This is a genomic window from Streptomyces sp. TSRI0107, from assembly GCF_001905845.1.
In the GTDB taxonomy this organism is placed as follows: Bacteria; Actinomycetota; Actinomycetes; order Streptomycetales; family Streptomycetaceae; genus Streptomyces.
Genome location: NZ_LIVZ01000029.1, coordinates 1 through 11,902 on the forward strand (window position 1 = coordinate 1; position 11,902 = coordinate 11,902).

At 69.1% G+C, this 11,902-nt stretch carries 17 protein-coding genes and 5 pseudogenes; 11 read left to right on the forward strand and 11 right to left on the reverse strand.

Going from position 1 to position 11,902, the window contains the following annotated elements; all coding sequences use genetic code 11:
- Nucleotides 1-202: 202 nt before the first annotated feature.
- The 6 genes and pseudogenes from AMK31_RS42265 to AMK31_RS42020 form a co-directional block, all read right to left on the reverse strand.
- A complete protein-coding gene (locus tag AMK31_RS42265) occupies nt 203-328 on the reverse strand; it encodes a hypothetical protein (protein ID WP_274536001.1) in 126 nt (41 codons plus the stop codon).
- A gap of 23 nt (nt 329-351) precedes the next feature.
- Complete coding sequence (locus AMK31_RS42010; protein ID WP_241842887.1) at nt 352-636, reverse strand: hypothetical protein; 285 nt, start codon at nt 634-636, stop codon at nt 352-354.
- A gap of 267 nt (nt 637-903) precedes the next feature.
- On the reverse strand, nt 904-1,125 hold the full coding sequence (locus AMK31_RS38760; RefSeq protein ID WP_073945460.1) for a helix-turn-helix domain-containing protein: 222 nt from the start codon (nt 1,123-1,125) through the stop codon (nt 904-906).
- A complete protein-coding gene (locus AMK31_RS38765; protein ID WP_073945461.1) occupies nt 1,125-1,616 on the reverse strand; it encodes a DUF2975 domain-containing protein in 492 nt (163 codons plus the stop codon). Before AMK31_RS38765 ends, AMK31_RS38760 begins: the two co-directional genes overlap by 1 nt.
- Before the next feature lie 50 nt (nt 1,617-1,666).
- A pseudogene (locus tag AMK31_RS42365) lies at nt 1,667-2,035 on the reverse strand (DEAD/DEAH box helicase family protein); the annotation flags it as partial.
- Between the two features lie 180 nt (nt 2,036-2,215).
- Nucleotides 2,216-2,423, reverse strand: a pseudogene (locus AMK31_RS42020) (ATP-binding protein); the annotation flags it as partial.
- A gap of 6 nt (nt 2,424-2,429) precedes the next feature.
- Between AMK31_RS42020 and AMK31_RS39475 the strand changes: the two are divergent.
- The 4 genes and pseudogenes from AMK31_RS39475 to AMK31_RS40830 all read left to right on the forward strand — a co-directional run.
- A pseudogene (locus AMK31_RS39475) lies at nt 2,430-2,924 on the forward strand (amidohydrolase family protein); the annotation flags it as partial.
- A 33-nt stretch (nt 2,925-2,957) separates the two neighbouring features.
- The gene (gene rpmF / locus AMK31_RS38785; protein WP_073945463.1) at nt 2,958-3,128 is read left to right on the forward strand and encodes a 50S ribosomal protein L32; all 171 of its coding nucleotides are present in this window, start codon (nt 2,958-2,960) and stop codon (nt 3,126-3,128) included.
- A 6-nt stretch (nt 3,129-3,134) separates the two neighbouring features.
- Entirely contained in the window at nt 3,135-4,316 is a 1,182-nt protein-coding gene (locus AMK31_RS38790) for a GTP-binding protein (protein ID WP_073945468.1), read from the forward strand.
- 146 nt (nt 4,317-4,462) lie between these two features.
- A complete protein-coding gene (locus tag AMK31_RS40830) occupies nt 4,463-4,600 on the forward strand; it encodes a hypothetical protein (protein ID WP_158074581.1) in 138 nt (45 codons plus the stop codon).
- Nucleotides 4,601-4,747: 147 nt separating this feature from the next.
- Here the strand turns inward: AMK31_RS40830 and AMK31_RS40605 are convergent, their stop codons facing one another.
- A complete protein-coding gene (locus AMK31_RS40605; RefSeq protein ID WP_143204325.1) occupies nt 4,748-4,948 on the reverse strand; it encodes a hypothetical protein in 201 nt (66 codons plus the stop codon).
- 103 nt (nt 4,949-5,051) lie between these two features.
- Here AMK31_RS40605 and AMK31_RS38800 point away from each other — a divergent pair, with 103 nt between their 5' ends.
- On the forward strand, nt 5,052-5,270 hold the full coding sequence (locus AMK31_RS38800; RefSeq protein WP_073945465.1) for a hypothetical protein: 219 nt from the start codon (nt 5,052-5,054) through the stop codon (nt 5,268-5,270).
- 248 nt (nt 5,271-5,518) lie between these two features.
- Here AMK31_RS38800 and AMK31_RS42370 read toward each other — a convergent pair whose 3' ends face one another.
- Both AMK31_RS42370 and AMK31_RS38810 read right to left on the reverse strand, forming a co-directional pair.
- Nucleotides 5,519-5,902 carry an HAD-IA family hydrolase gene (locus AMK31_RS42370; RefSeq protein WP_338013072.1) on the reverse strand — a complete coding sequence of 128 codons (384 nt, stop codon included), beginning with the start codon at nt 5,900-5,902 and terminating at the stop codon, nt 5,519-5,521.
- 633 nt (nt 5,903-6,535) lie between these two features.
- Nucleotides 6,536-7,261, reverse strand: coding sequence for an MFS transporter (locus AMK31_RS38810; protein WP_241842889.1), 726 nt, complete (start codon nt 7,259-7,261; stop codon nt 6,536-6,538).
- 271 nt (nt 7,262-7,532) lie between these two features.
- Between AMK31_RS38810 and AMK31_RS38815 the strand changes: the two genes are divergently transcribed.
- Both AMK31_RS38815 and AMK31_RS41220 read left to right on the forward strand, forming a co-directional pair.
- The gene (locus tag AMK31_RS38815; protein WP_338013073.1) at nt 7,533-8,294 is read left to right on the forward strand and encodes an alpha/beta hydrolase; all 762 of its coding nucleotides are present in this window, start codon (nt 7,533-7,535) and stop codon (nt 8,292-8,294) included.
- Between the two features lie 235 nt (nt 8,295-8,529).
- Nucleotides 8,530-8,796 carry a hypothetical protein gene (locus AMK31_RS41220; RefSeq protein ID WP_198948679.1) on the forward strand — a complete coding sequence of 89 codons (267 nt, stop codon included), beginning with the start codon at nt 8,530-8,532 and terminating at the stop codon, nt 8,794-8,796.
- 193 nt (nt 8,797-8,989) lie between these two features.
- Here the strand turns inward: AMK31_RS41220 and AMK31_RS40835 are convergent, their stop codons facing one another.
- On the reverse strand, nt 8,990-9,511 hold the full coding sequence (locus AMK31_RS40835) for a hypothetical protein (protein ID WP_158074582.1): 522 nt from the start codon (nt 9,509-9,511) through the stop codon (nt 8,990-8,992).
- Nucleotides 9,512-9,623: 112 nt separating this feature from the next.
- On the opposite strand from AMK31_RS40835, the pseudogene AMK31_RS38830 reads away from it, so the two are divergent.
- The 4 genes and pseudogenes from AMK31_RS38830 to AMK31_RS42030 all read left to right on the forward strand — a co-directional run.
- Nucleotides 9,624-9,827, forward strand: a pseudogene (locus tag AMK31_RS38830) (helix-turn-helix domain-containing protein); the annotation flags it as partial.
- A 243-nt stretch (nt 9,828-10,070) separates the two neighbouring features.
- Nucleotides 10,071-10,262, forward strand: a complete 192-nt coding sequence (locus AMK31_RS38835; RefSeq protein WP_073945466.1) for a hypothetical protein — start codon at nt 10,071-10,073, stop codon at nt 10,260-10,262.
- Nucleotides 10,255-10,755 (forward strand): annotated as a pseudogene (locus tag AMK31_RS42025) (RNA polymerase sigma factor); the annotation flags it as partial. The gene AMK31_RS38835 and the pseudogene AMK31_RS42025, both read left to right, overlap by 8 nt.
- Before the next feature lie 210 nt (nt 10,756-10,965).
- Nucleotides 10,966-11,244, forward strand: coding sequence for an ATP/GTP-binding protein (locus AMK31_RS42030; RefSeq protein WP_385313121.1), 279 nt, complete (start codon nt 10,966-10,968; stop codon nt 11,242-11,244).
- A 430-nt stretch (nt 11,245-11,674) separates the two neighbouring features.
- On the opposite strand, the gene AMK31_RS38845 is transcribed toward AMK31_RS42030, so the two are convergent.
- Nucleotides 11,675-11,902: transposase (locus tag AMK31_RS38845; RefSeq protein WP_158074583.1), on the reverse strand; the 228-nt coding region annotated here is incomplete at its 5' end.

Below are 11,902 nucleotides of genomic sequence, written 5' to 3' on the forward strand. Positions count from 1 at the left end.
CCCTGGCCAGCACACTCATCTGGCTCGAGACGTGATCGACAAGACGCTACCTAGGCGGCTTGGCGGTGCGCTGTGATGGCACGTCAGTAGCCGTCCGACGGGGTCCGTCGCCGCAAGCACCGGCGCGGCAGAGAAGGTCGTCAGGTCCGGGGCGGCGGCGCCGTGGCGGGGCCGGCTTGCATAGGTGCGGGCGCCAGGACGTTCAGCGTCTGTCGGCGGCCGGGGCGACCATGCCGCACTCGGTCAGCATCATGCCGATCGCCGCACCGAGCGCGAGCGGCTCGCGGCCGCCACGGCGTACGACCGTGCCGGTGCGCCGCTTCGTCAACGAGAGGAAGGGCCGAGAGGGGATCACTGTTGAACGGCGAGCAGATGAATCTTGCGGCCCGTGGCCCTGGCCGCTCCGCGTAGAGTCTTGCCGTCGACCGCCACTGCGTGCAGTTGACCGTCGGCCCCAGCGCGCCGGTCGGCCAGTCGGCGACCCACCGCCCGGTCCAACGCGTCGCCGTCGATGCGGCCCGGCAGCCGCCGCACTGTCGCCTCCGCCGGCAGGCACCGCTTCGGCGACAGCAGATCAGGCCGCACACCAAGGCGCTTCAGGACAGACGGTGGGGCGTCGGTGATCCACTCGCCCACCGCCAGCAGGGAGGTCGCTCCGGCCAGGACCGCGCACGCGGGTCAGCGCGAGCACGGCGACCAGAGCGTGCCGTACGCCGCGCGGATCGCGAAGGTCGGGAACCTCGGCCAGCCGCTCCAGCAGGCCCGGGATCTCCTCGGACACGGCCTCGGGATGCTCGCTGAGTCGGTCAAAAGGCAGGCAGGATCGGCGACACCGCGTCGGCAGACACGGTCTTCCACCAGGGCCACGGGGCGTCGAAAACTCCATGCCCCTGGAAGGGCGCATCAGTCAGCTGCGGCGTCCCCGGCCTCCCAGCGCAGCAGGTCTCCCGGCTGGCACTCGAGCACCTCGCAGAGCGCGGCGAGGGTCGCGAAGCGCACCGCCTTGGCGCGGCCGTTCTTGAGTACTGCCAGGTTGGCGGGTGTGATCCCTACGCGGTCCGCGAGCTCGCCCACGGACATCTTCCGCTTGGCCAGCATCACGTCGATGTCGACGGCGATCGGCATCAGATCACCTCGTCCAACTCGGCCTGCATCCGCGCCGCTTCGACGTCGCGCGCGACGGCCTGGGCGAGCAGCATCCGCAGCACGCGCACGATGAGCGCGACCCCCAGGATGGCCACGCCGATCCCGCCCATGATGACGGTGACGCCCGGGTCGTCCCGCTGGCCCGGCGCATTGATGGCCGTGACCGCGAACCACACGAGGGCAACCGCCACGATCGCGCCGATCACGCCGTCCACGTACCGGAAGGCGGCGTGGGAGAACACGGTTCCGTGTCGCACCATCGTCACCAGCCGCCATACGCAGACCAGGGCGACCTGGACAGACACCATGCCCAGGATCGTGATCACGCGCAGCGCGGTCAGCGGGAGCGACCCGTCCTCCGGGTCGCTCCCGCTGACCAATGTCCACACCATCAAGGCCTGCACGAACACGGCGCCGGCGAGCACCACCATGAGCAGGGCGCGCAGCGCACGCACGGTCAGCTTTCCCATGACCCATCCTCCCATCGAATCACGATCGGAATCTATCGAGATTCGATAGGCTAAGCAAGAGCTGGGACGGAGTGCGGGCGGCAGTTCCGCACGGTGGCGGGACGTCGCCGCCTCTCATGGCATGGCAGTTGCGCGAACCGTCTTGATCTTGTCAGAGTCGGCCACGAATCGGACACCACCCGACTACGCCGAAGCCCTGCCGACACCAGAACGGTGTTCATCGGCGCGCAGCGGAAGTCGGCGTGGGCGGCGGCCGACCACTGGGCGACCAGATCCAGGCTCGGCACTGCCACCGCCAGACGCCGGAGTCCCAGCTCCTCGAAGCGCAGTGCGAGGAGCGTCTTGCCGGTTCCGCAGGCCGAGACGACATGGCCGCGGGAGTGCGGGCGGCGCAGGTGGCGAACCGTGTTGGCGATAGCCTCCTGCTGATCGGTCTACAGGCCGGACGAGCGGTGCGCCCGGGGGCTGGAAGGCGTCACGCGGCTCCTCGGCGTAACGGCGCAGGCAGAGCAAGTAGCCATTTTGGCCTGAAAGAGTAACTCCGTGCGCACTTCCCTTGCCTGATCCCACCGCAACGTGCATCGCCCTTGTTAGGTCCTCTACAGCACGGAGGCCCACTCCGGGAGTCCGGCGTTTCCAGTCTCGCTCAGCGCGGCCCAAGACCGTCTTGCCATGCCGGGCATGGCGCATCCCCCAGGGTTCGGCGAGCTGGGCGACAAGGAGCAAGCCGCGCCCGCCCTCGTCGTAGGCGCGGGCCCGGCGCAGATGGGGAGTGGTGCTGCCATCGTCGGACACCTCGCACAGGAGGGCCGGTTCATCCTCAGCCACGCGGGCGGCTTCGTTCCCTACGCCTCCCACCGCATGGCGCTCACCATCGCGAACGACACCGGACACAGCCCCTTGGACGTCCTGGACGACTTCCGCACCTCCTACTTCGACACCGCACTCTCCTCCAGCCCCTCCGCCCTGCCCACCCTCCTGGCCTTCGCCCGGCCCGGACACGTCCTCTTCGGCAGTGACTGGCCCTTCGCGCCCACCCCTGCGAGCCAGTACTTCGCCGCCGGCCTCGACACCCACCTCGAACCGAGCACTCTGACCGCCGTCAACCGCACGAACGCCGAAGCGGTCCTCCCCCGTCTGGCCACGGCAGCCCTCGCGGCGCCGGGCCGCCCCCTCACACCCCGGCTGCCGCCCTCGGCCAGTCCGCCCCTTCTCTGGAGGAGGCCTGCGACAAGGTGCGGGAGGCCCTGCTGCCTGACCGACCGGACGACGACGACACATTTAATAATGGTGTTCATTTTCATGTAGCCTCTGATCGCTACCCGATCCAGGAGGACCCCCATGGCCGTTCCCAAGCGGAAGATGTCCCGCAGCAACACCCGCCACCGCCGCGCCCAGTGGAAGGCAACCACGCCCCCGCTCGTGCCGGTCACCGTCGACGGTGTGCGACACCTGGTGCCGCAGCGGCTGGTGAAGGCGTACGAGCGCGGCCTGCTGCGACCCGAGGGCTGAGCGTTGATTCCGTCCGATCCCTCCGGCCGACTGCCCGTCACCGTCCTGTCCGGATTCCTCGGCGCGGGCAAGACCACCCTCCTCAACCATGTCCTCGGCAACCGCGAGGGACTGCGCGTCGCGGTCATCGTCAACGACATGAGTGAGGTCAACATCGACGCCGCCCTGGTGCGGGGCGGCGAGGCGGCCCTGTCGCGCACCGAGGAACGCCTGGTCGAGATGACCAACGGCTGCATCTGCTGCACCCTGCGCGATGACCTGCTGGTGGAAGTTGACCGGCTGGCCCGCGAGGGCCGCTTCGACTACCTGCTCATCGAGTCGTCCGGCATCTCCGAACCCATGCCGGTGGCAGCGACCTTCGCCTTCGCCCGCGACGACGGCGCCACCCTCGACGAGATCGCCCGCCTGGACACCATGGTCACGGTCGTGGACGCCGCGAACTTCCTGCCCGAGTTGGCAAGCGGTGACGAGCTCGTCGAGCGCGGCCTGGACCAGTACGAGGACGACGAACGCACCGTCAGCGACCTGCTGATGGACCAAATCGAGTTCGCCGACGTCATCGTCCTCAACAAGCTCGACCTCGTCGACGAGGAGTCGGCCGACCGGCTGCGGGCGACGCTCACCCGCCTCAACCCGGTGGCCCGGATCGTTCCCGCCGTCCACGGACGCGTGGATCTCAAGGCCGTACTCGGTACCCGGCTGTTCGACCTGGAGCGCGCCCAGCAGGCGCCCGGCTGGGTCATGGAGCTCAACGGTGACCACGTCCCGGAGACCGAGGAGTACGGCATCGCCTCCACCGTCTTCCGCTCCGAACTCCCCTTCCATCCCGGACGGTTGTGGCGGTTCGTCACCGAGAAGATGGAAAGCGGCGCCTACGGGCAGGTGCTGCGGTCCAAGGGATTCTTCACCCTGGCCAGCCGCCCACACGTGACGGGACTGTGGTCGCAGGCCGGCTCCGTCGCCCGCTTCGAGCCCTCCGCCGCCCGCGACACCGACAGCCCGGCAGGCCAGGAATTGGTCTTCATCGGCCCGCACCTGCATGCCGAAGCTCTCCGCGCCGCGCTCACCGGCTGTCTGCTGACGGACGGCGAGAGCCAGCCGGCAGACGATCCGTTCCCCGCCTGGGACACCTACGGCATCGACGACACCTGCAACCACGAACACCCCGACCTCGTGGCGCCGACCTGAGACTCCGCGGCCGGGGGGTGCACGCAGCCACGGCACCGCCCGGCCCGGTACACCTGCGAATACCGACACATCGGTACCCGGACAGCGCATGGGGAGGCTGTCATGACAGAGCGCACGGTGTACGTCTGGGCACGGTCCAGGAAACCTTGCTCATCCCGCAGTACGGGCGCGCGGTGGACAACCGGAGGCCGGACGCCAACGCCATCCTGCGCGACGCACGGGCCGAGGAGATCGTCGCCTCGATCGACTACGACTTCGCCGCTTCGACAACCTGCCAAGCCTGACCGGCGCGGTACTGCGCACCGGCTTGTCCGACCGATGAGTCGCAAACTTCCTCGCCGCCCACCCCACCGGCACGGTCGTCGAGAACGGTGCCGGGCTCACCACGCAGTACGGGCGCCTCGGCAACGGCCCCACCCGCTGGTTCGGCCTCACATGCCCGACTTGATCGACCTGCGCCGGCTCTTCTTCACCAACACCCCTCGCCGCACAGCCATCGCCGCCTCGGTGACCGATCCGGCGTGGACCGGCACCATCGCCTCCCAAGCCGCCAGCCCTGCATCCTCGCCGCCGAAGCCGTCCTGCCGTTCCTGGACGAGGCCGACGGACGGCATGTCGTCATGCCTGCTCACCGAACGCTTCCCCCCGACTCCCTGCTGGCCCTGAACACCGCCGGCCCCGGCATCGTCTCCACCAAAGGACCAGCACGACGCGCTGAGCAAGGTGGAAACAAAGATGCAGTGGTCCTGCACCGGCACGGAGGAGCTCGCCGAGTGGCTGCCCGGATTGACAGTGCTCGCTTCGCACACCCTCAGCTGCGTGCCGCGGCCCATGTACGACGCGCTGCCCGCCTCGCACCAGGAGATGCTCGCCGCGCTCTCCGAGCAGCAGCAACTGCTGCAAGTGGAGGAGTACGGGCTCTACCTCGTCCGGCAGCCTGGGGCGCCCGGCTGACGGCGACGGCCACCGGGTGCCAGGGATCGACGCCGCCTGCTCGCACGTTGATTGGCGCAGAGGGTGAGAGCCGGCCCGCGGGAGGCACTGCGCACTCGGGCCGAGGCCCGAACTGCTGGCCGGCCGGAGGCGAGCGCCCAACCGTGCAGTGTGCCGCGCGCCCGCGGGTGTGGGAGGTGCCGCCTGGGCGATGACGACTCGGCAAGGGTGACCTCGCCGCCCCGCACGGAAAAGCGCCTTGCACCCGGTCAGTTTCTGCGGACGCCCGCTGCAGGGACGAGCTGCGGGAGACGAGTCGCGAGCGTCTGGCTGCTGCCGCGGAAAAGCAGCGTCTGCATGCCGAGCTGGGCAGCGGCGGCGCAGTTCTCGAGCCGGTCGTCGACGAAGAGCGTGTTGTCCGGGTGGGGCCAGCCAGCGGCCATGAGGGCAGCCTCGTAGGTGCGCGGGTCCGGTTTATTCACGCCGAGCCGTGCGGAGTAGAGGGTCTTCCAGATCAAGGTGCTGCACCAGGTGGTGCGGTCGTGTGCGTCCGCCAGGGAGTGCGGGGCATTCGACAGCAGCACCATGCGCAGGCCGGTTGCGTCTGCTGCTTGCAGGACCTGGACGACGGCATCGTCGGTGTGGGTCCACATGTCGGCGTCCGTGCTGCGCAGGCGTCCAGCAGGGCGCTTCCCGGCGGGGCGGTCAGTTGGCCGTTCAGCAGGCCGCTCCAGAAGTCGTGGGTGCTGAGCTCGCCGGCGTCGTACGGGGCGCGTCGTGCCCAGAACTGGGTCTCGAAGTCGGCGCTCTGGCCGGCGGGCCATCCGGCGAGTGCGGCCAGTCGTGACCACATTCGCTGGGTGGGTTGCAGTCCGATGACGCCGTTGTAGTCGAGGATCAGGGCGTCGAGTCTCGGGGCAAGGGCGGGGGAAGGTGTGGTCATTTAAGGTTCCAATGTTCGGTGGGCGGAAAGGGCGACGACTGCCGCCAGCAGGACGGGCATTGCGAGGGCTACCTGCAGGCTGGTGAGCGAGGCGAGCGCTCCGATCGCGGCAGGACCCGTGAGCAGACCGAGGTAGCCGGTTGCGGCGACGGCACCCACGGCTCGGGGGCTTCCGCGTCCTGCGGCACTGATCGGGAGGGCACCGCAGTGGACAGGCCCAGGCCAAGGGCCATCCAGCCGATCAGGGCCGCCGGGGCGGAGCCGGTGAGCAAGCTCGCGCCGAGTCCCGTTGCTGCGAGGGCTGCACCGGCGCGGACGACGGCGACCGGACCGAAGCGAGCGTTCAAGCGGTCACCGAAGAGACGGCCTGCGACCATGGCCGCGCCGTAGGCGGCGTAGGCGACGGCAGCGATCGCCTCGGAGGCGTGAAGAGTGTGCAGGTGGACTGCGGACCAGTCTGCTGCGGCGCCCTCCCCCAGGAGGCAGGCCGCGGCCAGGAAGCCGAGCAGCCACACGGTGCGCCGCGGGATTCGGGGGAATCGTCGCGCTGCGCCGAAGGCTGCTGGGCGGGTGCGTCGCGGTGTCCTGCTGACCGGACCAAGGGGAGGGCGGCGGCAGCCGCCATGGCCGTCAGGATCCCGATGGCAGCGAACAGCACGTGGTAGGGCGCCCATGCCGTGATGGCGGCCAGGCCCGCGCCCGTCAACGCGCCGACGCTGTAGGCGCAATGGAGGCTGGACATGATCCTGCGCTGGTAGGCGCGCTCGAGATTGACGGCCGCTGAGTTGGCCCCCACGTCCAGAAGGCCGTGGCCGATACCGAAGACGACGGCCACCAGGGACAGGGAGGTCAGCGACCGGCACGTGCCCAGCAGAGCCAGGGACAATCCGAAGATGATGGCGGGGCCGACGAGGAGCCGAGCCGGTCCGTAGCGGTGAGCGAGGCGGCCGCCCAGCTGAAGGCCGACAACCATGCCTGCCGCTGCGGCCAACAGGACCATGGCCAGTCGGCCGGGGCCGAGCTGAGCTGCGGCCTGGACCGCCGGCATGCGCGCGCCCCACACGGCCATGACGACTCCCAGCATCGCGAAGACGCCGCTGAGCAGCCGACGGGAGGAAGCCGGACCTTTTTCACGACCGCACCACACGAAACTTTCAGGAGCAGATGATGGACGCCGTCACCTTCCCCAACGGCCAGGTCACCATGGCCGGTACCCTCTACCCGCCCGAGGACTTCGACCCCAGGCGCCGGCACGCGGCGATCGTGGTCGTCCACCCCGGCGGGGGTGTGAAGGAGCAGCCGCCGGCCTGTACGCGGGCAAGCTGGCCGAGCAGGGCTTCGTGGCGCTCGCCTTCGACGCCTCCTTCCAGGGCGACAGCGGCGGCGAGCCGCACCACCTGGAAGACCCATACGCCCGCGTCGAGGACGTCCGCGCGGCCGTCGACCACCTGCAGACCCTCGACTACGTTGACCCCGAGCGCATCGGCGCCCTCGGGATCTGCGCCGGCGGCGGATACGCGGTGAACGCCGCCATGACCGACTACCGCATCAAGGCCCTCACCACCGTCAGCGCCGTCAACACCAGCACCAGCTTCCGCCGCAGCTTGTACGGCACCGACTCCGACGCCGCCGCCATCCCCACCCTCCAGTCCCTCGCCCAGCAGCGCACCGCCCAAGCCGCCCACGGCGCCGAACCCGCCTACCTGCCCTACGTGCCGGCCGAGCCGGACGAGAACACCCCCCCCCGCGACCTGGTCGAGGCGCACGACTACTACCTCATCCCGCGCGCCCAGCACCCCAACGCCAAGAACAAGTTCCTGTTCACCAAGAGCGTCTCGCGGATCTTCACCTTCGACGCCTTCCACATGGTCGAGGACCTGCTCACCCAGCCCCTCCTCATCGTCGCCGGCAACGAAGCCGGATCCCTGTGGATGTCCACCGAACTCCACGGCCGCGCCCGCAGCCCCAAGGAATTGAAGGTCGTCGAGGGCGGCAAGCACATGGACTTCTACGACGTCCCCAAGTACGTCGACCAGGCCATCGCCACCGCCACCCCCTTCTTCACCGAGCACCTGACGGCCCAGCCCGCTCGGCAGGGCTGACCGCCCCCGCGTTACACGGCCGCGGCGGTCGGGCACACATGCGCACGACCGCCGCCCCCGGGCCCCAAGAGCCGACATCTCGGCGCTGGCCGTCACCACGGCAGAGGAGACTTCCGATCATGAGCAACGTGCCCGAGTCACTCCGGCTGCGCCGGCCGGTGTCCCCGCTGGAGCTGTTCTACGACCTCGCGTCCACGCCGCCCGGGTCGCCCAGATCGCCCAGATCGCCACTCTCATGCTCGACGACATCGATCTCGGCCACCGCCGACTGACCATCGCCGGACGCGCCCGCCCGCTCGACGACCTCACCCTGAAGCTCCTGACGGACTGGCTGGACCACCGGCGCCGCCTTTGGCCGAGCACCGCGCACCTCCACCTGCTGATCAACAACCAGACCGCACAACCAGCCGGACCAGCAACCACTGGATCAGCGCACCGATGCGCGGACAGGACGCCACCCTGGAGCGGCTCCGCGTCGACCGACAACTCGAAGAAGCCCTGACCCACGGGCCCGACCCACTCCACCTCGCCGAGGTGTTCGGGCTCGATGAGAAGACAGCAATGCGCTACGCGGACTCCGCACGGACGCTGCTGCACCAGGCCGCTGAGCAGCAACTTCGATGAAACCTGCTCGACCGGGACACGCCCTGACGGCAATCATGGAAGTGACGTCGACCGAAGCAGCAGCCATCGCTCTACAGGACCATGCCGCTCTCTGGAGTGTGGGGGAAAACAGTGCGAGCGATGTCGTCAACGCCGCCTGTGATGCGCTCGTCGCGGGACTCGACATCCCCAGCCTTCGAATCCTCGCCGCCTGCACCTGCGCCGAGGCGGACTACGACGTCCACGACTTGCTCCCCCCGGCACTTGACGAACTCGGCCTCACCTTCCATCCAGCCGCCAGCGAGGCTGGCCAAGAGGCCGCCGCGCGAGCGCTCGCACGACGCATGCTGGCCGGCGCGCTGAAACCCTGGGAGCTCACCTTCCGAATCAACCAGCGCTAGGGGCATGAGCTGCCCCTGACAACAAGGCTCGCCGAACTCGATGACGAGTACGCCCTCCTCGAACACGGCGGCGACAAAGCAGTAGCTCAGATCAATGCTGAGGTCACGGCCGAAGCCCGCCACCTCGCCGCGGACCACCCCCGCGTTCCCGGTGAACCCACGGACATCCCCACCTGATACACACGGACCGACCCACGAGTTTCCAGTGAACAAGCTTCGGTTTCCCTGAACCCATGGGGCTCCACGGGGGTGAGTAGTTGCGGTACAGAAAGCGCCGCTGAGACTCACGACCAGTACGAGATCCGGTAAGCGAGTACGACAGGCCCTGCCATGCCGCCCACTTCCCCTTCGTCCAGCGTCCAGGCTGCTAGCCAGCCGGCTTCGCGAGCTACGGCTGGACCCAGGCATCACCAAGCGGGAACTTGCCGCACGCTGCGAGTGGAGCGAAGCCAAGTCCTCACGCATCGAAAACGCACGCACGGCACCCTCCGACGCGGACATCAGAGCCTGGTACCGTGCGTGCGGCGCTGGCCTGGTTGACGTTGTCGGTGACCGCGACCCGCGCCGCCGGGTCCCTCCGGCGGATGCCTGCACTCTCCGCCTCGGGAGCCGCATCCAATCGACCCGCGCCGCGCCGTGCAGAGGTCTGCGAGGTCGCCACAAGTTTTCTCGCCTCCCTGTAAAGAATCCGGTGCCCCCAGGACTGTCTGGTGGATGTACGGCCGCTGCCTCACCGTGGGGCGTAGGCAGGCCGCAGACTGAAGGAGGTCCGGTGGATGTGACGGGCGTCGAGGCGGGGTTGTTGCTGGTGCTGCTCTTCGCGCCGGCACTGAGCTGCGTGTTGAAGAGCATCGCGTTCCGCAACCGCGCGGCGGGTAAGGCCTCACTGATGCGCGCCAAGGCCGCGTCGGGTGACCGGGAGGGCCGTGGGCGCGGTGCGAGGAAGCGGGGTGGGTGTGGCTGAGCTGGAGGAAGGAGAGCCAGGGCACGCCGAGGCGCTGGGGGCGCTGGTCGTCGAGCGGTATGCGCAGATGGTGGGCTACGCCCGTAAGCGGCTGCGTCTCTACGGGGTCCCGCTGTCTTCGGCGGACCCCGAGGACGTCGTGCAAAACGCTCTCATGTCCGTGCTGGCGCACACCGAGCCGATCGAGAATCTGCGCCCGTACGTCTTCACTGCCGTCAGAAACGAGGTTCGGCGTGCGGCACTGCGCTGCCACGGTGGTCAGGCGTACGCGTCCCTGGACGCGGACATCCGGCTGGAGACTGCCGGAACCGTCGACCCGTGCGGCACGGCTGACCTGCGGCTGGAGATCAAGGCCGCGCTGGGCTCCCTGCCGCCGAAGCAGCGCAAGTCGGTGTGGTGCAACAAGGTACTGGGACTGACTCAGGCGGAAACGGCCGAGGTGATGGGGGCAGCACCAGGCACCGTCGCCACCCACGTCTCCCGCGCGGTCGTCGCGTTGCGGGTGACGCTCGGGGCTGTTCTGGCAGTGGTGCTGTCCCTCTTCACCGTGGCGTGGGTCCGCACCGGCACATTCCCCGTTCTCCCTGCCGCAGGCGGTGATCTCGCGGAGCGACTGGAAGACTGGGTGGCTCTCTGGGGGTGGCCGCAGGCCCTGGTAGCGGCCGTGACCGGTGCGTTCGTGGCGTTCATGGTCTACAGGTCGATGTACACCCGGTATCTCGATGTGAGGAGCCGGCTGCGCAGCAGGCGGGCCGGGGAGTCGCACGTCGGCTGGAACGGCGAGGACTGGATCGTGCGTCATGTGGCCGGCACGAGCGCCGAGAACAAGGCCTACCGCTGTCCCGGTTGCGACCAGGTGATGTCCTCTGACATTGCGCACGTGGTGGCATGGCCCGCGAGCAACGGTGTGGACGACCGGCGGCACTGGCACACGTCGTGCTGGAAGGCACGCAACCGCCGCACCGCACGGCTGACGGTGTAACGGACTTCTACGGCACCGAAGGACCGCGGCGGAACCACGCCGGCCCAGACTGGGGAGTCGCATGTTGAGGGGTCGCGCATTCGTAGCTGGCGTTGGTAGTCCTATGACGAGTGCACTGACACGCCTCAGGGCCGGCGCGGACTCGCCAGATGCCCCAGGTCCATCCGACGCGGCAGCAGGGGCAGTATGCTCGCAGCATCAGGTGGCGAACGCCAGCACAGTGTCGGAGCGGACGGCGGCGGGCGGCAGGTCGGCCTCAGTGCAGAAGCCCGCTCGGCGCCGGGCGGCGGCGGACATGGTCCGCACCCTGTGGTTCACCGGCGGCGGCACCAACGACCAACCCTCGAGCCCCGACCAACGCGCGTGATGGATGGCACACGGCGCCAGGCAGTCGATCGCCCGGCACCCGTGTTAGGTAGTGTCTTGGTGATCATGCCGTCAGCCAGATGAGTGTGCTGGCCAGGGTGATGGCGGCGAGGTAGCGGCCGGGCTGTTTGTCGTAGCGGGTGGCGATGCCGCGCCACTGCTTGAGGCGGTGGAAGCAGCGCTCGACGACGTTGCGGCGCCGGTAGACGGCCCTGTCGAAGGCACAGGGCCGTTCACGGCGCCGGCGCCGGCCCGCGAGCTGGTCGACGCGTTCGGGGATGGTCGCCTTGAT